Annotated in this window: 21 protein-coding genes; 14 read left to right on the top strand and 7 right to left on the bottom strand. The window is 60.8% G+C overall.

All coding sequences use genetic code 11. The features are described from left to right. Window positions 1-8: 8 nt before the first annotated feature. The gene (locus tag AC1RQ5_RS30805; RefSeq protein ID WP_493204615.1) at window positions 9-656 is read right to left on the bottom strand and encodes a DsbA family protein; all 648 of its coding nucleotides are present in this window, start codon (window positions 654-656) and stop codon (window positions 9-11) included. Window positions 657-790: 134 nt separating this feature from the next. On the opposite strand from AC1RQ5_RS30805, the gene AC1RQ5_RS30800 reads away from it, so the two are divergent. Next, on the top strand, window positions 791-1,456 hold the full coding sequence (locus tag AC1RQ5_RS30800; protein WP_493204614.1) for a winged helix-turn-helix domain-containing protein: 666 nt from the start codon (window positions 791-793) through the stop codon (window positions 1,454-1,456). Further along, window positions 1,453-2,865, top strand: a complete 1,413-nt coding sequence (locus AC1RQ5_RS30795) for an ATP-binding protein (protein ID WP_493204613.1) — start codon at window positions 1,453-1,455, stop codon at window positions 2,863-2,865. Before AC1RQ5_RS30800 ends, AC1RQ5_RS30795 begins: the two co-directional genes overlap by 4 nt. Window positions 2,866-2,911: 46 nt before the next feature. On the opposite strand, the gene AC1RQ5_RS30790 is transcribed toward AC1RQ5_RS30795, so the two are convergent. Genes AC1RQ5_RS30790 through AC1RQ5_RS30780 form a run of 3 tightly spaced genes read right to left on the bottom strand, consistent with a single transcriptional unit; the run spans window position 2,912 to window position 5,191 of the window. After that, window positions 2,912-3,616: an autoinducer binding domain-containing protein gene (locus AC1RQ5_RS30790; RefSeq protein WP_493204612.1), complete on the bottom strand. Its 705-nt coding sequence runs from the start codon at window positions 3,614-3,616 to the stop codon at window positions 2,912-2,914. Window positions 3,617-3,630: 14 nt separating this feature from the next. Beyond that, window positions 3,631-4,461: an alpha/beta hydrolase gene (locus AC1RQ5_RS30785; protein ID WP_493204611.1), complete on the bottom strand. Its 831-nt coding sequence runs from the start codon at window positions 4,459-4,461 to the stop codon at window positions 3,631-3,633. A gap of 10 nt (window positions 4,462-4,471) precedes the next feature. After that, window positions 4,472-5,191, bottom strand: coding sequence for a L,D-transpeptidase (locus tag AC1RQ5_RS30780; RefSeq protein WP_493204610.1), 720 nt, complete (start codon window positions 5,189-5,191; stop codon window positions 4,472-4,474). Between the two features lie 115 nt (window positions 5,192-5,306). On the opposite strand from AC1RQ5_RS30780, the gene AC1RQ5_RS30775 reads away from it, so the two are divergent. The 9 genes from AC1RQ5_RS30775 (at window position 5,307) to AC1RQ5_RS30735 (ending at window position 16,347) form a co-directional block, all read left to right on the top strand. Then, entirely contained in the window at window positions 5,307-5,819 is a 513-nt protein-coding gene (locus AC1RQ5_RS30775; protein ID WP_493204609.1) for a thioredoxin family protein, read from the top strand. Window positions 5,820-5,910: 91 nt separating this feature from the next. Then, the gene (locus AC1RQ5_RS30770) at window positions 5,911-7,263 is read left to right on the top strand and encodes a c-type cytochrome (protein ID WP_493204608.1); all 1,353 of its coding nucleotides are present in this window, start codon (window positions 5,911-5,913) and stop codon (window positions 7,261-7,263) included. Beyond that, a complete protein-coding gene (locus tag AC1RQ5_RS30765) occupies window positions 7,260-8,171 on the top strand; it encodes a c-type cytochrome (protein ID WP_493204607.1) in 912 nt (303 codons plus the stop codon). The genes AC1RQ5_RS30770 and AC1RQ5_RS30765 overlap by 4 nt, the downstream gene beginning before the upstream one ends. A 320-nt stretch (window positions 8,172-8,491) precedes the next feature. Next, window positions 8,492-9,502 carry a GGDEF domain-containing protein gene (locus tag AC1RQ5_RS30760; protein ID WP_493204606.1) on the top strand — a complete coding sequence of 337 codons (1,011 nt, stop codon included), beginning with the start codon at window positions 8,492-8,494 and terminating at the stop codon, window positions 9,500-9,502. Window positions 9,503-9,718: 216 nt separating this feature from the next. Further along, the gene (locus AC1RQ5_RS30755) at window positions 9,719-11,284 is read left to right on the top strand and encodes a cbb3-type cytochrome c oxidase subunit I (protein ID WP_493204634.1); all 1,566 of its coding nucleotides are present in this window, start codon (window positions 9,719-9,721) and stop codon (window positions 11,282-11,284) included. Further along, complete coding sequence (locus AC1RQ5_RS30750; RefSeq protein WP_493204605.1) at window positions 11,242-11,901, top strand: cbb3-type cytochrome c oxidase subunit II; 660 nt, start codon at window positions 11,242-11,244, stop codon at window positions 11,899-11,901. Before AC1RQ5_RS30755 ends, AC1RQ5_RS30750 begins: the two co-directional genes overlap by 43 nt. 2 nt (window positions 11,902-11,903) lie before the next feature. Beyond that, complete coding sequence (locus AC1RQ5_RS30745) at window positions 11,904-13,145, top strand: c-type cytochrome (protein WP_493204604.1); 1,242 nt, start codon at window positions 11,904-11,906, stop codon at window positions 13,143-13,145. Further along, a complete protein-coding gene (locus tag AC1RQ5_RS30740; protein WP_493204603.1) occupies window positions 13,142-14,176 on the top strand; it encodes a c-type cytochrome in 1,035 nt (344 codons plus the stop codon). Before AC1RQ5_RS30745 ends, AC1RQ5_RS30740 begins: the two co-directional genes overlap by 4 nt. Before the next feature lie 5 nt (window positions 14,177-14,181). Further along, window positions 14,182-16,347: a heavy metal translocating P-type ATPase gene (locus AC1RQ5_RS30735; protein ID WP_493204602.1), complete on the top strand. Its 2,166-nt coding sequence runs from the start codon at window positions 14,182-14,184 to the stop codon at window positions 16,345-16,347. A gap of 27 nt (window positions 16,348-16,374) precedes the next feature. Here AC1RQ5_RS30735 and AC1RQ5_RS30730 read toward each other — a convergent pair whose 3' ends face one another. The 3 genes from AC1RQ5_RS30730 to AC1RQ5_RS30720 all read right to left on the bottom strand — a co-directional run bounded on the left by AC1RQ5_RS30730 (window position 16,375) and on the right by AC1RQ5_RS30720 (window position 18,921). Beyond that, window positions 16,375-17,826, bottom strand: a complete 1,452-nt coding sequence (locus AC1RQ5_RS30730) for a bifunctional metallophosphatase/5'-nucleotidase (RefSeq protein ID WP_493204601.1) — start codon at window positions 17,824-17,826, stop codon at window positions 16,375-16,377. Between the two features lie 82 nt (window positions 17,827-17,908). Beyond that, on the bottom strand, window positions 17,909-18,304 hold the full coding sequence (locus tag AC1RQ5_RS30725) for an ArsR/SmtB family transcription factor (RefSeq protein WP_493204600.1): 396 nt from the start codon (window positions 18,302-18,304) through the stop codon (window positions 17,909-17,911). After that, complete coding sequence (locus AC1RQ5_RS30720) at window positions 18,301-18,921, bottom strand: peroxiredoxin (RefSeq protein WP_493204599.1); 621 nt, start codon at window positions 18,919-18,921, stop codon at window positions 18,301-18,303. The genes AC1RQ5_RS30725 and AC1RQ5_RS30720 overlap by 4 nt, the downstream gene beginning before the upstream one ends. Before the next feature lie 198 nt (window positions 18,922-19,119). On the opposite strand from AC1RQ5_RS30720, the gene cydD reads away from it, so the two are divergent. The 3 genes from cydD (at window position 19,120) to AC1RQ5_RS30705 (ending at window position 24,119) form a co-directional block, all read left to right on the top strand. Next, window positions 19,120-20,784: a thiol reductant ABC exporter subunit CydD gene (gene cydD / locus AC1RQ5_RS30715; RefSeq protein WP_493204633.1), complete on the top strand. Its 1,665-nt coding sequence runs from the start codon at window positions 19,120-19,122 to the stop codon at window positions 20,782-20,784. Next, window positions 20,781-22,472 (top strand): thiol reductant ABC exporter subunit CydC, encoded by a 1,692-nt coding sequence (gene cydC, locus AC1RQ5_RS30710; protein ID WP_493204598.1) that lies wholly within the window; start codon window positions 20,781-20,783, stop codon window positions 22,470-22,472. The genes cydD and cydC overlap by 4 nt, the downstream gene beginning before the upstream one ends. Before the next feature lie 69 nt (window positions 22,473-22,541). After that, a complete protein-coding gene (locus AC1RQ5_RS30705) occupies window positions 22,542-24,119 on the top strand; it encodes a cytochrome ubiquinol oxidase subunit I (protein ID WP_493204597.1) in 1,578 nt (525 codons plus the stop codon). Window positions 24,120-24,122 lie beyond the last annotated feature (3 nt).

The raw sequence follows: 24,122 nt of genomic DNA, 5'->3' as shown, positions 1-24,122 counted from the left end.
TGGCGCTCTCACTTGCCCTCCGCCTGTTTCTTGCGCGCGTCCGCAACGACTTGCTTGAACCCCTTATAATCGAGGGTCGAGGTTTGGAACGGGCCGACAAGATAGGCTGGCGTACCCTGGAAACCGATGGCATCGGCTTGCGCCATATTGCGCTTGATAACAGCGTCGATCTCCGCCGACTTTCCTTTCATGTCAGCGTCGAGACGGGCCATATCGATGCCGGCGGCCTGCAGCCCCTGCCGCATCTTGTCCTTCGGAACGCCGACGCCGGGGATCCCCATCAAAGCGTGGTGTGCGACGTCGTATTTTCCCTGGTATTTTGCCGCGAGCGCCATCATCGCCCCATCGATCGATGTCGGGCGAATGACAGGCCAGTCTTTGTAGACGAGCCTGATTTTCCCGTCCTCTTTGACGATGCGGTCAAGGTCGGGCGCGGACTTTTTGCAAAATGGGCAATTGTAGTCGAGGAAGGCGACGATCGTGACGTCCCCCTTTGGATTGCCGGCCGTCGGCGCCGCCGGATCGTTGAGGATCATCTCCTTGGAGACATCGGCTTCAGCAGCGGACTGAGCGAAGGTCGCGTGGTTGAGCAGGGGAACGGTCAATACGGCGCCACCAATGGCAAGCACTGCGCCACGACGCGTGAGAGCTGGCATATAGAATCTCCTTTCGGCCTTGATACGGACAGGTCGATGCCTGCGCGGCCTGCGATCCACGCCTGTCACCTTAAGGCTGGCTTAAGGTCGGAGCGGGATCTCCACTGTTCTGTCGGGTCCGAGGTATTGTGCGCATGAGAGTTTTGCTGGTCGAAGACGACGCGGTGTTGATGAACGGGTTGCAGGTCGGACTGGGTCTGGCCGGCTTTACAGTGGATGCCGTTACTACCTGCGCCGATGCTTCAGCGGCCTTGCGCAGCTCCGCTTTCGACGCGGTCGTTCTCGATCTGATGCTTCCGGATGGATCCGGCCTGCAGGTCCTCGGCGAAATGCGCGGACGTCGGGTCGCCACACCGGTGCTGTTGCTGACCGCGCGCGATAGCGTTCCCGACCGCATTGCCGGTCTGGATGCGGGCGCAGACGATTATCTAGGTAAACCGTTTGATCTGAACGAAGTGGCCGCGCGGCTGCGCGCGCTCACGAGGCGGGGCAACGGCGGCGGATCCGCCTGCCGGGTGTGGCGGGATCTCCGCCTGGAACCCGCCACCATGGTGGTTTCGAAATCCGGGGAGCCAGTCCGCCTATCGCGTCGCGAATTCTCCGTCCTGCATGCGCTGATGGATAGGCCGGGTCAGATTCTGTCGAAATCGCAGCTCGAAGAACGGCTGTACGGCTGGCAGGAGGACGTGGAGAGCAATACGATCGAGGTTCATATTCACAATTTACGTCAGAAGCTCGGGCCTGGGATCATCGAGACGGTGCGAGGAGTTGGTTACAAGCTCGCGGAGGAAAGCGCATGAGGTCGATCCGCGGCCGGCTCTTCATGATTCTGATGATTACGACCGGTGTCGTTTGGATGTCGGCGATCGTCTGGATTTATCTCAGCACGCGGGCCCAAGTCGAACGGGTTCTCGACGCACGTCTGATCGAAGCCGCCCGCATGGTCAGCTCGCTAATCACCAGCCAGGAGATCGATCCCAAAAGGGCGGCGCAAATCCCGTCGATCGAGCCGGCCCTGCACACGTCCTACGATCGTCAGCTCTCGTGCCAGATCTGGGCGCTCGACGGCACGTTGGTCGGACGCTCGGATGCAGCTCCGCCAACACCCCTAACCGACAGCGGCGAGGGATTCTCCCAGACGCTGGTTGGCGGAGAAATCTGGCGCGTCTATGCGGTCATGAATAGCGACCTTGGCATGCGAGTGCTTGTTGGAGACAATATGCGCGTTCGCGACAGGTTGGTCGCTGATGTCATCCGTGGCCTTGCGCTGCCCGCCCTGCTGATCCTGCCGATATTGGCGGGATTCATCTGGCTGAGCGTACGCAAAGGTCTCGCACCGATGAACGCAATGGCGAGCACGTTGGAGACACGGCAGGCGTCGGATCTAAGCGCGCTGCCGGACGCGGATACGCCCTCGGAGATCAAGCCTGTGATCCGCTCACTCAACGGACTCTTTGGGCGTGTCAGCGCGGCTCGCCAACGCGAGCGCGACTTTACTGCATTTGCGGCACATGAGCTGCGTACACCCATCGCCGGGCTGAAGACGCAGGCGCAGGTCGCTTTAAGCAGTGAGGATCCCGGGATACGCAACAATGCCTTACGTCAGATGGTGATCGGGGTGGACCGGACCTCCCGCTTGGTGCGGCAGTTGACCGATCTGACGAATACCGAGAGCGGCGAGATCGTAACGGCTGAACAGGATGTCAATTTGGGACAGACGCTCAGACAGTTAGCGGACGATATCCTTCAACATTATTCAGAAACTGCTGTAATCGAGATGAGCCCGCAATTATCGAGCTTTTGCCTTTCTGTCGATCCGTCGCTGTTCACCCTTGCGGCGCGGAACCTCATGGAGAATGCCGCCTTGCATTCGGGCGTTGATGGGGTGGTGCACTGCTCAGTGCGCAGCGAGGTGGACGGAATTGCCGTTGTCATCGACGATAGTGGACCGGGAATACCCGAGGAAGAATTGCCGAAAGTGCGCGACAGATTTTACCGAGGGCGCAACAAGACCGCAATGGGTAGTGGCCTTGGTCTGGCGATCGCGGATCTCGCGATGAGGCGTCTTGGGGGAAAGCTGCATCTCGAAAACCGGCGCGAGGGCGGTCTACATACGGAACTGCGGTTTGCCAACACGGTAAAGACCGATTGCGTGAACAAAGACCAGCCCCGACAACGGCAACCGAAATCACTAAGTGTCAGCGGTTGATGACACGCAGGGCGGTGGAGCTTGATCCGTAAGCACGCCAAGCTCGTCAGATCAGGTTGAGCTTGGTCGCCAACGCCGTGGCCTGTGCGAGGCTCGAAGCTTCGAGGATCTCACGCGCATTATTCAGGTGGAAGTTCACCGTACCGAAGGACAGGTTCTCGAGGACAGCGATATCTTTCATCGACTTTCCCTCAGCGGACCACTTAAGGCAAAGCGCCTGCCGCGCTGTCAGCTGAAACTTGTTGTACGCGGTCGGGCGAACACTGTGGGCTTCCAGCGTCGCATGGAGAAATGCGACAGCCGTCACGGCGGCGATCTGGTCAAGATCGCGGTCTAGCGATAGGGACGGCCTGCTCGATGCGAGCGTCAGCATCGACATGTGGCGGGAGGCGGTGCGCACCGGGATTGTGATCCCGGACCGAATCCCGAAATCGGCGGCTTCCGAGTAGAAGCGACGGACCGCTTTGGTTTTGCACTCACGCGACGCGGGAGCAGACCACGTGAAGGCGCGCATGGTCGCGCAAGCTGTCTGAACAACCGGATCGACGTGTCGATACCGCTCGCTGAAATAGCGGTCCTGCCACTGCTGGGCATAGTTCGAAACGGCATGCATTCGGACCGGTTCGACATAGAGATAGGCGTATCCCTCGAAACCCAACTCCTGCACCAGCGACGGCAATGCGTTCTTTAGCACATCCTCGGTGCGCGCGACCGCCGCAACGTCCGTCAGCCTTTGGAACCATGTTTTCAATTGCAGACACTCCCCTAGCTACGGCCCTCCGTGCATATCGCCGTGTGGCCTGTCATTTCACGCGATCGGTCTCGTGGTTCCGCGTCGCTGCGAACAGTTTCCACGCCACCGGGAAAATGATCTGCAGACGCCAGCGTCTGAACATTTGAAAGGAGAACCGAAGCCATCCGGTCCAAGATTTCGGTTAGTCGATCAGCTGGGCCTGCTCGGAGACGGCTCATCACGAAATGGTCGACACCGAGCAGGGAGATCAGGGCGAAACGGCTGGGAGTTATTGCGTCCACACAAGCTTCGATCACGCCCGCAGGAATAGTTCGGTCTTGTTCGCCCGCAACGATCAGGATCCGCCCTGCAAACTCTTTCAGAATGGCGAAGGCATCACTATCGCGCCAGCTCTCGTGACGCCGAATGATATGCGAAAACGCAGGGCCAAATGGTGCCGTAAACGCTTTGCCGTCGTACATCGCTGGCGCAATCATCACCAAAGCATTCAGCGAGACGACTTGCGACAATCGTACGGCGACATAGCCTCCCATGCTCATGGAAACCGCGCCGAGAAGCTGGCGTGGGCGGATAGCGTCAATTGCGGCCCGCGCTTCTTCGACTCTGAGGGCTAACGAGCTCTCTTCAGGAGAGCCACCGGTAAGCCCATGGCCTCGATGGTCCAGCGCCAGTGTTCCGATGCCGCGCTCAGCGAGGTCGACACGAAGGGGAAAGATGTCGGCAGAAGACGTGTCACCGCCGCCATGAAGCAGTAGCGCCGTTCTCTCCCGCGGGCCAAAATAGCTCGCGTGTAATGTGTAGCCGCGCATCGGGACATCGAAGTTTTCGACATCTTTTTGCATGGCTGACCGCCTATCCGACTAGCAAATGCGACATTGCGGGATCAGGAATAACCACGATGGCGCTACCGTCCCGGACGTTGTCGGCGAGATGAATGACATCCTGATTGAGCATCCGGATGCAGCCGGAGGACACCGATTTCCCGATGCTCGAGAATTCGGGAGTGCCGTGGATCCGATAGATCGTATCGCGGTTGCCCTCGTGAATATAAAGGGCGCGGGACCCGAGCGGGTTGTTCAAGCCAGGCGGCATGCCGCCATTGTCGATACTATACGGCTCGAGTTCAGGCTGGCGCGCGACCATTTCGTTGGGCGGACGCCAACGAGGCCATTCGCGTTTGTAGGCGATGTGCCCCTGACCGGCCCAGGCGAAGCCATCGCGTCCGACACCAACGCCATACCGTGTCGCCCGACCATTTGATCGGACGTGATATAGATATCGATTTGGCGTATCGACGACGACCGTTCCGACCTTTTCGCTGGTCGGATAATCTACTTCGGTACGCCACCATTTCTGATCGACCTCGGTGACATCGACTTCAGGGATCGGAAATTGCTCATTCGGCAGCGCCGCGTACATGAGCGGGACCTGAGGCTCCGGCGTGAGTTCGGCAACCGGTGGCATCATCGGAGCTGGTTGCTGCATCGATACGCAGCCTGCCAGCGTAAAGGCGCTTGCACCGAGTAGGAATGCCCGTCGAGCGAGCGGCTTGCAGCGTATCTTTTCAGTCAATTTGTCTCTCGGCCTTTCCGGGTCATTTCGGATTCGAAATCCCAGACGCCTGCCTCACCTTAAGCCTGCCTTAAGGCTGCAACCGACGATGGCCGGCGAATAAGGAGAGACGTGCATGGATTGTTCGGAATCGAAATCGCTTACCCACGCTGAAGCCGCCGGCATGGCGATGCTGTCCCGCTCGTCGCCTCTCACGACCCGCCGAAGCTTCATGCTTGGAGGCCTTTTCGCCGCAGCGACAGGGGGATTTGCGCGCGACGCTCTTGCCGACACGGTGATCGTGGCCAGTCTCGCTCAGTATAAGAAGGGGCTCAGCCGGCTTTCCGAACGCTACGAGGTCGCGCTGGTCGATATCGGGGCGGAGTGGTGCCCGTTCTGTCAGACCATCGATAACAGAATTCTTCCCGATCCCCAGGTCCGCCAGGCGATGGCGCGTGTGGGGCTTGTCAAAGTCGACGTCACGCGAATGGACCAGGCGAGCCGGGAGCTGCTGGCGCACCTTCGGGCCGAAGGGCCGCCGACGCTGTTCGTGGTACAGACGGCTAGCGGCCGTGAATATTCCGGGACGCGGTCGGTGGGATCGTTCAGGGCCAGCGATCTTATCCGCCGACTACGCCCATTCGCCTGAGCCCACAACGGCGTCGGAGCCCTGGCGTTCGTTGATTGAGATCAATGTGACACAGAGGATGGCTAGGATACTTACATAATTAAAGAATCTGATGGAACGTGCTGTGAAACTATTGGTCAAGCTCGCATTTGTCGGCGTCGCCGGGCTCGCATTCGCCTATGCCACCGCTCTCTCAACACCGTATTGGTTCAAGCCTAAGCAAGAGGCGCAGGTAGACATAAAGGACGCGGAGCTCGTCCGGAAAGGTGAATATCTGGCGCATGCGGGCGACTGTATCGCCTGCCATACCGCCCCCGGCGGCAAGCATTTCGCCGGTGGTCTCGGAATGCAGACGCCGATGGGCACGATCTATTCCACCAACATCACGCCGGACAGCACGACGGGGATTGGCGGCTACAGCTACGGAGATTTCGAGCGAGCGGTGCGTAAGGGCATCCGGCCGGATGGGACGCATCTCTACCCCGCCATGCCCTATGTCTCCTATGCCGTCGTCCGCGACGACGACATCAAGGCGCTTTACGCCTACTTCATGTCGAGCGTCGAAGCGGTGCGCCAGGATAACCAGCCAACGACCATGCCGTGGCCCCTCAGCATGCGCTGGCCGCTTGCCTGGTGGCAGCTTGCTTTCGCTCAGCCCCGCGAGTTCGCCACGGTCACCAAGGATCCGCAGCTTGAGCGTGGCGCCTACCTCGTGGAGGGGCTTGCTCATTGCGGTGCCTGCCATACGCCGCGCGGTATCGCGTTCCAGGAAACCGCGATGGCCGACGGCAACAACAGTCGCTTCCTGTCGGGTTCAGTCCTCGAAGGCTGGTACGCCAAGAACCTGCGCGGCGAGGATACGGGTCTGTCGACATGGACAACGGCCGAGATCGTCGACTTCCTGAAGACCGGGCGTAACGACAAGACGGCCGCGTTCGGCTCAATGGCCGATGTCGTCGAGCACTCGAGCCAGCACCTGTCAAACGACGACCTGACGGCAATCGCGACCTACCTGAAATCCCTGAAGCCTCGCGAGGGCCGCAGCCCGACATGGCACCCGAAGGACGATTTCACCACCGCGGCGCTGAAAGCCGGCGACTTCAGCGCGCCTGGTGCCTCTTCCTATGCCGAGCATTGCGCCATCTGTCATCGGATGGACGGCAAGGGCGCGTCACGCATCTATCCGGCGCTCGCCGGGAATTCGATGGTGTTCGCCGACGATCCGAGTTCACTCATTCAGGTGACGCTTGCCGGCGGGCGCATGCCAAAGACCCCGCATGACACGATGGCATTCACGATGCCGGGCTTCGCAAATCTCACCAACCGGGAGGTCGCCGATGTCTTGAACTTCATCCGCAACGGCTGGGGCAACCATGGCAGTGAGATCACCGAAGCGGACATCTCGCGCATGCGCCACGAGATTGCGCGCAAGCCGAAGCATTACGTGCCGGGAGAACAAAAATGAAGAAGCGCTCCCTTTTCCTGACCGGCGTCGCAATCGTGGCGGTCGCCGCGACCGCCGGGGCATTTGCCCTCATGCACGAGCCCATTCTGGACGCGCCGGCTGCGGATGCGATCGCGGTGCTGGATGCCAACAACAAGCGGATCGGCGACTATCGCATTCCGGCAGACAGCACGATTGCCGCGCAGCCGAACGCGGAAGCCGTCTTGCTCGGCCAGCGGCTTCTCAATGAAACCGCACGCCTGCTGCCGGCCAATGTCGGAAATGGTCTGAACTGCAATTCGTGCCACATGGCGCATGGCAAGATGTCGGACGCGAACCCTTACATCAACACGACCAACAGCTATCCGTCCTTCAACCCCCGCGCCAACCGCGATGTCGACCTGACCATGCGCATCAATGGCTGCTTCCAACGCTCCATGAACGGCAAGCCTCTCGGCCCAGAAAGCACCGAGATGCATGCCATGCTTGCCTACATGGACTGGCTGCGTCAGGGAGTGGAAAAGGGCAACAAGGCTGCGGTGCGTAACGCAGGGCCGATCGATGAAAGCCTGGTGCCCGATCCCGAGAGGGGCAGGACGATCTATGCCGCTCAATGTGCCTCGTGCCACGGGGCCAATGGGCAAGGCATGAAAGACCAGGCCGGATATTATATCTTCCCGCCGCTCTGGGGTGATGAATCGTTCAATATCGGCGCCGGCCTCGCCCGTACCTACAAAGCGGCGCAATTCGTCAAATACGCCATGCCTCCAGCTATGCATCTGCAAGCCCCACTTGGAGCGGGCGGGGTCCTGTCGGATCAGGATGCTGTGGACGTGGCCGAGTTTTTCACTCACATGCCGCGGCCGGATTTCGCGGGCAAGGTCAACGACTGGAAGGGCGTCAAGAAGCCGAAGGATGCCAGGTATTGACGCAAGCATGCGGTCAGGCGTGGGAGAGCCGTGCCACCTGACCGTCGGTATTTTAACAATCTCTGCACGTGTAAATTAACGGTTCGTCTTTATACCGGATCTTGCTCGCCCGGCGCCGGAAGAGCATGTGGCCCTGAATCATATGGCAATGTCGACATCGAGGTCGCGCGGCAGCATCGGTCTTGAACCGCTCGCGTTGGACGAAATGTAATTCCAGCCAATTTTGATGGTCATCATCCTCCCGCGCCGCCAGCGCTGCGTTATGTCATCCGATCTTTGGTAATGCGTTGCGTCGCATTGGGCGCGGGAGATGATAGGATTTGCGGCTTCACATTCAAAAATCAAAAGACGAACGGGCCTGTTCCTTTCTTCTTTATCTTGCGAACCGGGTCGATACACTGAGCCTCATGGGTCTCGGGATCCTGACCACTGTTTGCTTTGCTGCGATCGCCGTGTTCAGCTTCGCGCTTCACTCAAGCGGATTACACGTTGCGCCGCTATATATGGTTCCGGTCGCTTTGGTGAGCTGGCGACTCGGGCTCCGGGCCGGCATTACCGTCGCCCGGACCGCGGCCGCGACATCACTCGCGATCTGCCTGGCTTGCGGAGGCCCTGCCAAGGCCTTGGCTCTCAGTAATCTTGCGCTTCAGTTGGTGACGCTTCCAGTGCTGGCCGCAATCGTCGCCAGCTTCCGCTGCAGCTTCGATCGCGAGCATTTTCTGGCCCGCCGCGATGGTACGACCGGCGCCTACAATCGTGTCGCATTCGAACAGATTGCCGAGCAGATGATATCGAAAGCCAGTTCGAAGCGTGTCCGGCTCCTGCTGATCTATTTCGACCTGGACGGCTTTAAGATCATCAACGATCGCTACGGCCATGAAGCTGGTGACCGCGTGCTCGAAAGCCTAGGCGCAGCCGCCGGTTCAGAGCTCCCGCCTGGGGCCTGCTTCGGTCGCATGGGCGGCGACGAATTTTCTGTTCTCATGCCTCTCGATCCTCATGACGAAACGAGCCATGTCACCGAGCATCTGCATCGAAAGCTCTCCAGCGCATTATCTGAGACCATACACTGCGCCACATGCAGTATGGGGGCGGTGATCATCCCGCCGGGGTTGAACCTACCCCTCAAGGACATTATGAGGCGGGCAGACCGTGTGATGTATGCCGTCAAGCGCAGCAGCAAAAACGGCGTGCAGCTCGCCGCGTTGTCCAACGGAGTGGAGCAGGATGAGTTACCGCTATTCGCCGGCACGAGGGCGGGGGCGGATCGACATCGATCATCCGAGACCGGTACGCGTCGACATTCCGCCGATGCCGTTACGTTGAATTAGAAATGCTTATCTCTGACGCGGGAGATTGGCTTACCCTCGTCCTGAGGCCACTCGACCTCATCGCAACCAACTCGACCGCTTTTAGCTGAAGTTGGTGCCTTTCTTCCCCGAAACGCAGCTTTCTTAAGGTTGCCTTAAGGTTGGTTTCCGAGCGCTGAATTCCGTGTGCCTGCCGCAAGAGCATGGACGCGTGCGGGAGGGAAGCGCATGGTGACTATGGGACTTTTGCTAGCGTTGAGTTTCGCGGTCTCGCTGCTCGCGCTTGCTTTCCTGATTTGGGCGATCAGCAACAGGCAGCTGAAGCTCGATCAGGAAGACGCCAAGGTAATTTTCACACCCGGAGAGGAAGGGCACCTCGACAGCCCGGACGCCGAGAAAAATCCTGCAAGGCGCCATTACTTCGATGCAGAGACCGCGGGCATCGATCGCATCTCCACCAAGCCCGTCGCGATCCTTATCGTCGCCGCCACAATCTGGCTTCTGATCGGCTCGACTTTTGGCCTTGTCGCCTCGCTAAAACTTCATTGGCCGGACTGGCTCTCGGCCTACGCGCCGCTGACCTTCGGCCGCGTCCGTACCCTGCATCTCAATCTCGTTATTTACGGCTGGCTGTCGCAGATGGGCGTGGCCTCGATGGTCTGGATCCTGCCACGCATCTTCCACACACCATTGCGCGCGCCGCAGCTGCCCGTCATAGGCGCAATTCTGTGGAATATCGCCGTCTGTCTGGGCGCGCTCGCGATCGCCAACGGCTGGACCGACGGCGAAGAGTGGCTGGAGATCCCCTGGCAGCTCGATATGCTGTTGGCGCTGGCGGGCGTATTCTTCGTCATCCCACTTGTGAAGACGACGATCGCCCGGCAGGTTCACCATATCTATGTGTCCGGTTGGTACTTCCTCGCCGGCATCCTGTGGTTTCCCTGTCTCTTCGTCATCGCCAATATCCCCTACATCCATTCGGGCGTCGAAGAGGCCACAGTCAACTGGTGGTTCGCCCATAACGTTCTGGGGCTTTGGCTGACGCCGCTCGGTGTCGGAACCGCCTACTACTTCATTCCGAAGATCATCGGGAAACCAATCTACTCCTATTCCGTATCATTGCTTGGGTTCTGGGGCCTCGCGCTCTTTTACAGCCAGGTGGGCATCCATCATCTGATTGGCGGACCGGTGCCCACCTGGGTTGTGACCCTGTCGATCGTCCATTCGGTGATGATGTTCATCCCGGTGATCGCGGTTGCCATCAACCAGCACGTCACGGTCGCGCGCAATCTCTGGGCGCTGAAGGAATCGCTCCCGCTACGCTTCATCTCGTTCGGCGCCGTCATGTACACGCTGGCATCCTTCCAGGGCTCGACTGAGGCCCTGCGTTCAATCAACACCGTCACACATTTCACCCACTACACCGTTGGGCATGCTCATCTTGGTGCTTACGCCTTCGTGAGCATCGTCATGTTCGGCGCTGCCTATCACATGCTTCCGCGGATGACCGGACGAGCGTTCCAATGGCCGGCGCTGATCAACGCGCATTTCTGGCTGATCGTGGTCGGCTTCGCGATCTACTTCTTCGGACTGTCGATCGGCGGCATTCTGCAGGGTCTCGCCATGCTCGACGCGACCCGGCCGTTCGCGGATAGCGTCACTGTCACGATCCCCTATCTCGAGGCGCGCAGCGTTGGTGGCAGCCTCATGACGCTCGGCCACGTCGTCTTCGCGTTCAACGTCGCCACGATCCTGTTCCCATGGCGGGCATCGGCAGCCGCAAAAGTGGTGCCCGCAGAATGAACCGGTATCTCCCCCTCTCGATCATCGCTTTGGGTATCCTCGCTTTCGCGACGCTGATGCTCGTCATCGCGCCAGGAATCCAGATCGGCCGGCACGATGTTCCGTCTGAGCTCAAACCCTATACCGAGCAGCAATTGCGCGGTCGGGAGGTCTACGTGTCACTCGGCTGCGTCTACTGTCATAGCCAACAGCCGCGCTCGCCTGACCAGGCGCCCGATGGCGTTCGAGGCTGGGGCCGGCCGGCAATCGCCGCGGACTACACCTATGACAGCCCACACCAGCTCGGGACGATGCGCACCGGACCGGACCTCCTCAATGTCGGCGCGCGTCTCCCGTCGCGAGACTGGCATCTCACCCATCTTTATCAGCCGCGCGCCATCTTCAAATGGAGCATCATGCCGGCCTATCCCTTCTTGTTCGAGGAGAAGAGCGCGGCCGCACCCGGTGACGTCGTCGTGGCTCTGCCATCAGAGTATGCACCGAAGGCCGGCGCCATTGTCGCTAGGCAGGAAGCGCTCGACTTGACTGCTTACCTGCAATCGCTCGACCGGACCTATCCCGCGCCCGCAAACGCTCTGCGCGACGACGGCTACAACCGTCAGGAGGGTGGGCGATGACGATGGACAAATCTTCCCGCAACGACGAGGCAGAACGGCCCGACGAAAACTTCGAGCCCTACGAGCTTCATGGCAAGATGCCGTGGCCGTTGATCGCCATTGCAGTTGGCCTTGGCATATGGGGCGCTGCGACACTTTTCGACACCCGCGAGGATGCCGCAGCTCAGCGTGACGAGCGGGTCGCAGAAAGCCGCAAGGCGACGGGCGCAAGCACGGAGCCGGGTGCCGCGCTGTTCACCGCCCGATGCTCGACCTGCCATCAGCCCGACGGCATGGGTGTACGAGGCGCTATCCCGCCGCTCGCCGGATCTGCCTTCGTCGCGCAAGGCCCGGACCTTGTTTCGAGGATACTCTTGCGCGGCATTGATGGGCCAATTCGCGTTGGAGATCATAACTTCAACGGCCACATGCCGAGCTTTGCCAGCGTGCTGACCGATATCGAGATCGGCGAACTGGCTACCTATGTGGCGCATCGGTTCGGCAAATCGTCGGAGAAGATCGAAGCGCCGGCCGTCGCCAAGCTGCGCACCGAGGTTGCCGATAAGGGTGGCTTAAAGGGAGGGGCGGAGATCGCGTCCTCCGCCGGCACTGCGCTTGGTGGCCAGCCTCCTTTCGTGGCGCAGACGGCCGTTTCGCTCAGCCCTGATGTCTCTGCAATGATCTTCACCGGGCGCGGCGAGCAATGGGCATGTGCGAGCTGTCATGGCGATCTCGGCCAGGGCAAGGAAAATGTCCCGCGCCTCGCAGGCCTTCCGGCTGACTACATCGTCAAGCAGATCAACGATTTCGCGCAAGGACGTCGTCTCAACGAATCCATGCGTATCGTCGTGACGTCCCTGTCCGATCAGGAAAAGCGCCAGCTCGGCGAATACTATGCCAGCCTGCGTGTGCCTTCGAACGCCAAACCGGAACTCGGTGGCGACCTTGCGCGCGGTGAGGCGCTGGCGCTGCACGGCGACTGGAGTCGCAATGTGCCCGCTTGCTTCTCCTGTCATGGGCCATCGGGCTTTGGCGTCGCGCCGGAGTTTCCCGCTCTCGCCGCACAGCACGCCTCCTATACCGCAAGTCAGCTCGCAGCTTGGGTCGGTGGTCACCGCAACAATTCCTCGCTCGACCTGATGGGTCGGATTTCACGCGAGCTTTCCGACGCCGATCGCAGAGCGGTCGCAGACTATCTCGCCTCGCTTCCCCCCGTTCCGGCAGGAGAAGACGCCCAGATCGCTAGGATTGGAGAACGGCCATGACGGAGCAAGAACACAGCCCAGGCGCTAAGCCCGCCGACCCTCAAAAGGGGCGGGTGGCGAGAACGTGGATCCATGCGTCCGGAGCCGCCTTGATCGTCGCCGCGCTCGGTGCGCTCGCTTATGAAAGCGGCTTCATTCCGGGTCGACAGTCGGCGCCGGACAAGAACGGCCAGGCGAGCGCCGGCACGTTTCAGCCGCCGACCGACGATCAGATTCCGAACGATCAGTTCGGAGCGGCAGTCCGCCGCGGTCAGGCGATCTTCATGAATACCTCGACCAATGCCTCGCAATATGTTGGCAACGGTCTGTCCTGTTCCAACTGCCACCTTGGTGCCGGTCGCCAGCCTTATTCGGCGCCCATGTGGGCCGCCTGGGTCCAATACCCGAAATATCGGTCCAAGAATAAACAGATCAACACCATGGAGGACCGTGTCCAGGGCTGCTTTACGTTTTCGATGAATGCCCAGCACTCGGTCAAGGGCGGCCCGCCGCCTCACGGCGACGACATCTATCGTGATCTCGAAAGCTACTTCTTCTGGCTCGCGACCAACGCGCCGACGAACAAGGAGCTGGAGGGTGTCGGCTTCGGCAAAGTCGCCAAAACGGATCTGGGTTATGCTCCCGAGCGCGGCGCGCAGGTCTTCGCCAACAACTGCGCCGTGTGTCACGGTGGCGATGGCCAAGGCCAGAAGGACATCAACGGGCGTTATGTCTTCCCGCCTCTGTGGGGAGCCAGCTCCTATAACTGGGGTGCCGGCATGGCCCGGATCGACACTGCCGCGGCCTTCATCAAGCACAACATGCCGCTATCGCAACCTGGACGCCTGACCGACCAGGAGGCTTGGGACGTCGCCGCCTACATTAACAGCTTCGAGCGTCCAAAGGATGCGAGACAGAAGGACAAGACGATCGAGGAGACGCGCAAGCAATATCACGATGGTGATCAGATCTACTACGGTCGTACTGTCAATGGCGTGTTGCTCGGTGTCGGTACGCCGAATCCGGATCGTCCGGTCGGCGCCGTGGACTGAACGGTATGCGTCGTCTGGTCGGTGTCAGCGGCATGGCCTGCGGCGGCTGCGCTCGCGGGCTGGAACGTCAAATCGGTCGGCTTGAAGGGATCAACGCCGTCGGTGTGCATCACCTGACCGCTTCGATGCTTGTCGAATGGGACGCGCAGCGAATCTCCGTCGACGACATCGCTGCAGCTGTATCACGGGCAGGATATAGGCTGATCGATCGTCACAGGCCCGAAGAACTTTCGGCGATCCTGTCCGACGACATAAGCCGCCTGTCCCTGCGTCTTGCCGTCGCCGTCATGTCGGGGATGTGGTCGATGGCGCTCGCAGTCGTGCTCTATGTTTCTGTTCTCGATCCGGTGGTTGCCTGGTGGATGGCGCTCGGCTCCGGCCTTCTGGCGCTGCCCGTCGTTTCTTGGGCCGGGGCCGGCATTTTCTGGATGGCGTTTCGATCGATCCGCCTGCGCGCGCCCGGCATGGACCTTCTGATCGCGCTTGGCGCCGGCGGCGCGTTCCTTCTGTCCGTCGTCTCGCTCGCGTCGGGCTCTTCCCATGTCTATTTCGACACTGCGACGATGCTGATCACGCTGCTTCTCATAGGGCGCCTTGTCGACCTAATCACCCGACGCAACGCGATCGACGCGCTGAAGGCCCTCGAAGATACATCCATCCGAATGGTGGTCAGGAGAACTGAGACGGGCGACGAGGCCATCTCCGTCAAGGAGATTGAGATCGGTGATACCATCGTCGTCGACGCTGGCTCCATCATCGGTATGGACGGAGAGATCTGCGATGGGCGGAGTCTCATCAATCGCGCGGTGCTGACCGGCGAAAGTCGCGCAATTCCCGTCGAGATCGGGCATCGCGTCGAGGCGGGCTCGATAAACTTGCAGTGTCGCGTTCTCGTAACGGTCGATCGCGCCTTCGGAGATTGCGATCTGGATCGGATGGGCGGAGCAATCGCGTTGGAGGTCGCGCAGAAAGGCACAGCGGCGTCACGGGCGGACCGGATCGCTGCAGCATTGAGCTGGGGAATTCCTTGCCTCGCATTCGCGACGACGGCGGTCCTCCCAATCGCTGGCGTAGCGTTGGCGGAAGCTGTGATCAGAGGCCTGACGGTGCTGGCGGCGGCGTGCCCCTGTGCCTTGTCGATCGCAGGCCCCCTCGCGCAGGCGCGCGCTGCAAGCATCGCGGCCAGGTGCGGGCTTCGCCTGCGCGATCCTGTTGCGTTCGAAGCGTTGGCCAAGCCGGCGACCGCGATCTTTGATAAGACCGGAACGCTGACGGCCGGCCACCCGACGGTTGGCACGGTCTCCGCCGCCGAGGGTTGGACCGAAGACGAGGTGTTGCGTCTTGCGGCTCGGGCGGAGACCGGCATCGATCATCCGCTGGCGCGTGCGATCGTCGCACGTTACGGCCGCGAAGAGGGGACGGGCGGCATCCGCCTGGACCGCGGCGCCGAGGCCGTGGACCGGAATGGCCGGTCAATTGCCATCTGCGGCTTTGAGGGAGATGACGGTCTGACATGGCTCGCCGTGAGCCTCGACGGTAAGGAAATCGGCAAGCTCAGTCTGGCCGACATGCACACCGACGAGGCGCTTTCCACCGTCAACCAATTGAAACAGATGAATGTCGGCGTGTGGATCGCTTCTGGCGACGCTGCAGGGCCGACGCTCAGGGTCGCCGCAGCACTCGGTATTCCATCGCGGCAGGCCCTATACGGCTGCTCGCCTGCCGACAAGGTCGGCCTCCTGAAAAGCGTGGCTGGTCCGGTTTTGTTTGTTGGAGACGGCGTCAATGACGCGCCTGCGCTCGCGGCAGCAGAGTGCGGCGTGTCTGTCGCCGAAGCGCATGGAGCCGCTGCACAGACGGCTGACTTGGTGATCGTCAAAGGCGGCATCGCCCAGCTCATAACGGCGATCGCCTTATCACGGCGTACTCTACGAGTTGCCCGGCAAAATATCGGTCTGGCTATCGTCTACAATTTGATCGCTCTCCCCGTTGCAATCGCCGGCATCCTCACACCATCCATGGCCGCGCTGGCCATGCTCGCCAGTTCTTTATCCGTGGCGGGAAATAGCCTGCGGCTGTCAAGAATGCCGACAACGCGTTCTTCGGAAAAGCGTGTACGCCGGACCGAGAACCATGAGGCCGCGTCCCCAGGCGAGGAAGCCATCGTGTAGCTTATTTCAAACGCACGTCTTTGAGACTTAGATCGGAATGACGCGTCCCGGTGTCGTGGCAGCTGGAGTGTTCTTCGCGAGATATGCTTGCAGCGCCTCGATTGCTGAAATCTGCATCTGGCCTCGGTCGCGGCCGAACCGACCTGGCACTCCTTGGGCGGTGACAAATGCCACCTCGTAGCTCGCCGCCGGATCGATCTTTTTTTCCCCGGCGAAAATTTGCACGATGCGGCTGCCAAAGGGGTTTTCGATCTTGGCGAAGATCGTTAGTCCGCAGAAGCGCTTCACATAGCCGCTCATCTGGCCAAACGGATCCGCGCAGAATGTCCGGTCGAGATTCTGCTCCATCATCTCGCGGATCTCTGCGCCAGTCATGGTTACCGTCGAGACGGGAGGATTGACCGGGATGATGTTCCAGAGATCGTTCATCGTAACCGGGCCGGGCGGTATCGGCGCGCCGTAGCGCCACCCGTTCGAGAAGGCGATCTTCCGTCCGGAGGTATCGCATAGGGCAGCCAACAAGAAGTCGTCCATCGTGCAGTCGAGGATCGTGTTGCGATGAAGCGCCATATCGAGCTGGCCGACAGGGACTGAGAGATGCTCTCGCAACGGCGCCATCACGCCTTCCACGAGTTTTGCCATCGACGGATCAGGATCGACCGTTTCATCCATGGCGACCAACTCGTGGCCCTCCAGTCGGACACCGTCATTGCCGACGCTCAGGTCTAGCCGGCCGACGAAGGCGCCATGGCATCCTGACTGAATGATGATCGCACCGTTGGCCAAGACGGGTCGTTCCAGCCGGTCATGCGTATGGCCGCTGAGAATGACGTCGATTCCATTCACCAGTCCGGCAAGCTTGATGTCCTGCGGCAGGCCGAGATGGGAGAGAATGACGATAAGCTCAACGCTTTCTTTCTGGCGGAGCCGACGGATCTCGCGCGGCAACTCCTTTTCACCGTTGGTGAACCGCAAGCCTTCGCTGAAATGCGGCGGCATCGTCTTGTCGACAATGGTCGCAGCGACGCCGATTACGCCGATCCTTACGCCCCCGCGTTCGATGACACGCGATGCGGCAAACGGCCTGCGCCCCGTTTTCTGGTCGAAGCAGTTGATCGCCAGGACTGGATAATCGAGCCGCTTGGCAAGCGCTTTGAAGTGCGCCGGTCCCCAAGCAAACTCCCAATGTGCGGTCATCGCGTCGAACGCGAGCGCGTTGGTCAGAGGAACGAGGGCCTCACCCTTCGAAGAGACGGCCGCATATGTGCCGTGAAATGTATCGCCATTGTCGAGAGCGATGACGGCGTCAGGGCATTCGGATCGGACCTGGTTTAGGTAGCCTGCTATGCGTGCATAACCGCCAAGCGTTGGGAAATGCGGGTTCGCGCCGTGCCAGATCAATTCAGGATGTGGTTCCAGATAGCCATGCGTATCGTTGACCTGCAAAAGCGTAAGACTGCGGCGTACTTCTTTTGCCATTTCTGACACTCTCCTCCAACGCGGTTGTTCGGAAGAGCGCCTTGCCTTGAAGCTTAAGAGCGGCTTAAGACCTCCGGCTGAATCAGCGTATTCGAGCGAAGTTCGCCGCCCCTTTTACAGTTCCGCTTCGCTCCGGCCGCACATCCGGTCGCACCATGCTCATGAGCGCCCGCTCGGGGTCTCCGGCCCCGAAGACCGCCTCGATGCTGCGCACGCACAGGACAACTGTATCATCGGCGAGGCTATAGTAGACTTGCTTTGCCTGCCGGCGCGTTGTCACGAGCTCTGCCTTGCGAAGCTCCGCGAGCTGCTGACTCAATGCCGGTTGGCCGATTCCTGTCGCCATGTCGATTTCGGTGACCGATTTTTCCCCTTCAAGCAGGAGCGAAAGGATCATCAGACGTTGAGCCTGCGCGAATTTGCGCAGCTTATCGGCGGCAACATCCGCCTGTTCGCGCGATTGCCAGAGCGTCTTCATGCTTCGCTCCGGCAGAACCAATCGGCGTCTTTCTGAGCCTTTTCGTCGGCGAGCTGAAGCAGGGGCTCGCCCGGCTTCCAGTCGGCTGGCGCCAGCCTCTCACCCGAATAGGTGGCTTGCAGTGCAGCGACCATCCTTACCATCTCGTCTACCGATCGGCCGAGCGTCAGGGGGTAATGGGTGATCGCCCGGATCACGCCTGCTGGATCGATGAAGTAGGTCGCGCGAACACCGGCGCTGCTTTCAGACGTTTCATCGATCATGCCGTAAGCCTTTCCGACAAACATCGAAGGGTCTTCGATGACCGGGAAAGGGATGTCGACGGAAAAGAGCTCGCGGATCGCGCGGGTCCAGGCAAGATGTGAATAGAGACTGTCGACCGATAGTCCCAATAGCGCACAGTCGAGCTCGGCGAACCGCTCATGGGCTTTGGCGAGTCCAACGAACTCTGTCGTACAGACGGGCGTAAAATCGGCCGGGTGCGAGAAAAAGACCAGCCAACGGCCCTTGTAGTCGGAGAGGCGGACAGGCCCCTGCGTCGAGCGAGCCTCAAAGTCCGGAGCAGTATCGCCCATTCGCAATGTCGAGAGGGGCAGGCGGTTCGTGGCGTCGCTCATCAATTAGGTATCTCGGCAGTGTGATTTTGAAACCATGTTGCACGGCGGACGGGTTGACGCAATACGATTACATAATTACATAGTTAGAGAGATTAGTAAACTGAAGCAGTGCGGCCTGGCTCGGCGGTGCAGTGGTAGCCAATCCACCGCCGAAAAGTGCTTTGGCGTGCCTTGGGCACGCCTGATGAGGCTAGTGTGATCAATTCGGACCATAGCGCGAAGCACGGGGGCGAGCCATCTCACCTACTGCCTTCCACTCGACTGCCCGCGGCCCTGCAAGTCGTCGCCGCCCTTTTCTTTATTCCCCAGGCTGGCCTTATCGCCCATTCCATCAGTCGTATCGCCAATGAAGGCGGGTTCTATGACGTTCTCTGGCCTGCCGCTTTCATCGCCATATTGGGGATCGTAAGGAACTGTCTCGAGGCGGCCGGCGGCCGCCTGGCATTCAAGATCGCCCGTACCGAGCTTAGCAAACGCCGCGCGGCAGCTGTTGCAGCGCTTGCCAGGCGATCACCCGCTGATCCCTTGCGGCAGCCATCAGGCGAAGTGGCCAGCATCATCGGCGAGCAGGCCGAGCTGATCGTGCCCTATATCGCGCGGTTCCAGCCGGCGCGGTTCAAGGCAACGGCTGTGCCTTTCGTGATGCTCGTCTGCATCTTTCCAATTTCCTGGATTGCAGCCCTTATCCTGCTGATCGCCATGCCGCTGATCCCACTTTTCATGGCCCTGATCGGCTGGCGCGCCCAGGCCGCCAGCGAAAAACAGCTGGCCGCAACCGGCGGACTGAACGGCTTCCTCCTCGACCGGCTGCGGGGGCTGACGACGATGCGTGCACTCGGCGCCGTCGATCAGACAGCAGCCCGCCTGCGCGCGGACGCAAACGACCTGAAGAGCCGGACGATGGCGGTACTCAGGATCGCCTTCCTCTCCTCCGCCGTGCTTGAACTCTTTGCCGCACTGGGTGTCGCGCTGCTCGCCGTCTATGTGGGCTTCAGCCTTCTCGGCGAAATCACCTTCGGCGCCTGGACCAGCGGCCTAGACCTGAGCACCGGCTTCTTCCTGCTGCTGCTTGCTCCGGCCTTTTTCGAGCCGCTCCGCGACCTCTCGAATGTCTGGCACGACCGCGCCAACGGTGAAGCAGCGCTCGCCGCACTCGATGGAATCGCAACCGGTGGTCTCAATATCGTCAAGGCAGCAAACGGCAAACAATTCGCGCGTTTCGATATCGAACTTGCCGATGCCGGTTTCCGCTACGCCGCCGATAAGCCGCTTGCGATCGACGCGTTCAACTGTCGCATTATCCAGGGCGAGCATGTCGCGCTGCTCGGCGCTAGCGGCAACGGCAAATCGACTTTGCTTGCGCTGATCGCCGGGCTTGCTCCGGTTTCAGAAGGTGCTGTCCGCATTGGCGGTCTACCGCTCGACCAGGCTGGTGACTGGCGCCGCCATGTCGCCTGGATCGGACAGAAGCCGCATATCTTTGCTGGTTCGCTCTCGGGCAACATCACGCTCGGTCGCGCCGGCACCAAAGTCGATGATGCGCTCCACGCCGCCAGCTTGGAAGTTGTCGCTGCAGCATACGGCAAGCGGCCGCTCGGCGAAGGCGGGCTTGGCCTGTCGGGCGGCGAAGCCCTGCGGCTCGCCATCGCCCGCGCCGCCTGCAATCCCGATATCCGTATCATCCTGGCCGACGAACCAACTGCGCATCTCGATGCGGACACAGGGGCCGAAATCGCAGAGAGCCTGATCGATCTCGCCAAAGGCAAGACGCTTGTCGTCGCGACACATGATCCTCGGCTCGCCGCCCGCATGCAGCGGGTGATCGCCATCGGCGAGGAAAATCTCATGGAGGCTGCGGAATGATCACGCGTCTCAGCGACCTCAAGCCCGTCATCACCATCTTTCTATCCGAACAACGCCGCAGACTGGTGGTCGGTGCCTTGATGTCGGCGTTGACGGTTCTAGCCGGCATTGCGCTCCTCGGCCTTTCCGGTTGGTTCATCACCGCTGCCTCGATTGCCGGCCTGTCTGTCGCCACGGCCGTCACCTTCGACGTTTTCGCACCATCCGCCGGCATCCGCCTGCTCGCCATTGGACGCACAGTCTCGCGCTACGGCGAGCGGATGACGACACACGACGCGACATTGTCGGTGCTGGCTGCGCTGCGGGAACGCCTGTTTCGCGGCTGGGCCAAGGACGGTGCGGCGCGCTACCTCGCGGCCCGGCCTTCAACGCTTCTGTTCCGGCTAACCGCCGACATCGATGCGCTTGACGGGCTCTATCTGCGCGTCCTCGTGCCCGCCGCTGTGGCAATCTGCGCCGCGATCGCGGCGAGCGTGGCTCTCGGGTTCATTCATCCGCTGCTTGGCGCCGCAACTGGGATGCTGCTCCTGCTAGTCGGTCTTGGCATTCCCTATGCCGCCAGCCGCGCAGCTGCAAAATCCGCACGCCGCCGAATGCATGGCGTCGCGGCGGTGCGCGGCCGCGTTATCGATCTCGTCGCCGGCCAGACGGACCTGCTGATGGCCGGACGCCTGGAGGCTCAGTGCGCCGCCGTCATCGCGGCTGACAGCTACACATCAGCTGCGGACGACCAGCTAAACCGTATCGAGATCCGCGTCGGTTTTGGCCTCTCGCTGACGTCCGCATTGCTCCTCGCTGGTTCACTAGTCGCCGTCGCGTCCCTGGCGGGCGCCGGTTTGATTGGTGCGCCGGTCGCCGCGCTTGGGATGCTGATCGCGTTTGCGGCAATCGAACCCTTCGGCGCCTTGCGTCGTGGCGCTGTCGAACTCGGGCGCACGCTGATCGCCGCACGACGGGTCGGTGAAAGACTGAAAGCAACCGAAGTAGCGATCCGGTATGGCATGCCCGAAGATGGCTTGGCCTTCAGGCTCAACGCTGTGACCGCGTCATATGATCAGAGCATGCGGCCAGCGCTGCACGAACTCTCACTGCATCTGAAGGATGGCGAAAAACTCGCTCTCGTCGGTACAAGCGGCGCGGGCAAGTCAAGCCTGCTTGCGTTGTTAGCGGGCGAGCTGCGCCCACGAAGCGGATCGGCGGTTGTCACCGAGGCGACCTTGCTCACGCAACGCACAGAGCTGTTTACAGGCTCGATCCGTGACAACCTCCTGATCGCCAACCCACTGGCAAACGAGCAACAGTTGCGCGGCGCACTGGAAGCGGCCGGCCTGCTTGCGACCATCGATGCCTTGCCGCGCGACCTCGATACGATGCTTGGTGAGGGCGGACTTGGCCTTTCCGCAGGGCAGTCCAGACGTCTAGCGCTTGCGCGCCTCTTCCTCCGCGATGCGTCTCTCTGGCTGCTCGATGAGCCGACCGAAGGACTAGACGGCGACACCGGGCGCGACGTGATGCGCCGGCTTATCAAAACATCGATGGGCCGCGCGGTTGTGATCGCCAGCCACACGCGCCGGGAGGCAGCCGACGCCGACGTCATCGCGGTGATCGACTGCGGTCACCTAACCGCCGTTCTACGCCGTGGGGAGGCGGCGTTCGAAAGGGCTCTCGACCGACTTCGGCCGGACTGAGCTTCAACGCCCACGCGCGCTCATGCGGCGCACGCGGAACCCGCCCCACACAGCCTTGAGAGAAGGACCATGGAATTCGACATCGTCTCGCTATCGCGCTTTCAATTCGCGCTGACAGCTCTTTACCACTTCCTGTTTGTGCCGCTGACACTCGGGCTTTCCGTGCTGCTCGCCATCATGGAAACGACCTACGTGATGACGGGTCGCCAGATCTGGCGGCAGATGACCAAATTCTGGGGCACGCTGTTCGGCATCAATTTCGTGCTCGGCGTCGCGACTGGCATCGTCATGGAGTTTCAGTTCGGCATGAACTGGAGCTATTACAGCTATTATGTCGGAGACATCTTCGGCGCACCGCTCGCCATTGAAGGATTAATGGCCTTCTTCCTGGAGGCGACCTTCGTTGGCCTGTTTTTCTTCGGATGGGACAAACTTTCCAAGGTCGGACATCTGGTCGCCACATGGGCGGTCGCCCTCGGCTCGAACTTCTCAGCGCTATGGATCCTGATCGCCAATGGCTGGATGCAGAACCCGGTGGGCTCGGCGCTTAACCCGCAGACTATGCGCATGGAGATCACCAGCTTCTTCGACGTGATCTTCAATCCGGTTGCCCAGGCAAAGTTCGTACATACGGTCTCGGCCGGTTACGTCTGCGCCTCGATCTTCGTGCTTGGGGTTTCGGCCTGGTACATACTCAAGGGCCGGCACATCGAGCTCGCCAAACGCTCGATGACGGTCGCCGCCTCCTTTGGTTTGGCGTCGGCGCTTTCCGTCGTCGTCCTGGGTGACGAAAGCGGCTATCTCGCCACCGAAAACCAGAAGATGAAGCTCGCCGCCATCGAGGCGATGTGGAAGACCGAGCCGGCGCCCGCTGCATTTACCGCTTTCGGTTTCCCCGACCAGCAAGCACGCGAGACGCATTTTGCGATACACATTCCTTGGGCGATGGGACTGATCGGCACCCGCTCGCTGACGACCGAGATTCCCGGCATCGACAAGCTGGAGAAGCAAGCCGAACAGCGCATCCGCGATGGAATCAAGGCCTATGACGCGCTCATGCAAATCCGCGCGGAGACGCCTGACAAACAAGTCGCGCAGGAAGTCCGCACCTCGTTCGAGGATCTTGGTCACGATCTGGGTTACGCTCTCCTTCTCAAGCGCTATATCGACGATCCCCGTCAGGCGACCGATGCGCAGATTGCCCAGGCCGCACGGGACACGGTCCCTCACGTGCCGACGCTGTTCTGGTCGTTCCGCATCATGGTCGGTCTTGGCATGTTTTTCATTGTGCTGACTGCGACCTTCTTCTGGCTGTCGGCGCGGCGCCGCCTCGACAGATACCCTTTGCTGCTGCGGATTGCGGTCTTTGCCATCCCATTACCGTGGATTGCGATCGAAGCCGGCTGGGTGGTCGCCGAGATTGGCCGTCAACCTTGGGTCATCGAGGGCGTGCTGCCGACTGCGCTGGCGGTATCCAACCATGGCGCATGGGCTGTGCTTTTGACGATCGTCGGTTTTGCAGCGCTCTACACGGTGCTGATCGTCATCGAAATGGCATTGATGATCAAAGCCATCAAACACGGCCCGGAGCCCGACGACGAACCCGAAGCCGAGCTCATTTCCGAAACCCTTGTTCCTGCGGAGTGATCG

It is taken from the genome of Tardiphaga sp. GW821-FHT12E02, assembly GCF_058807155.1.
This window is presented reverse-complemented; position numbering and strand designations above follow the sequence as displayed.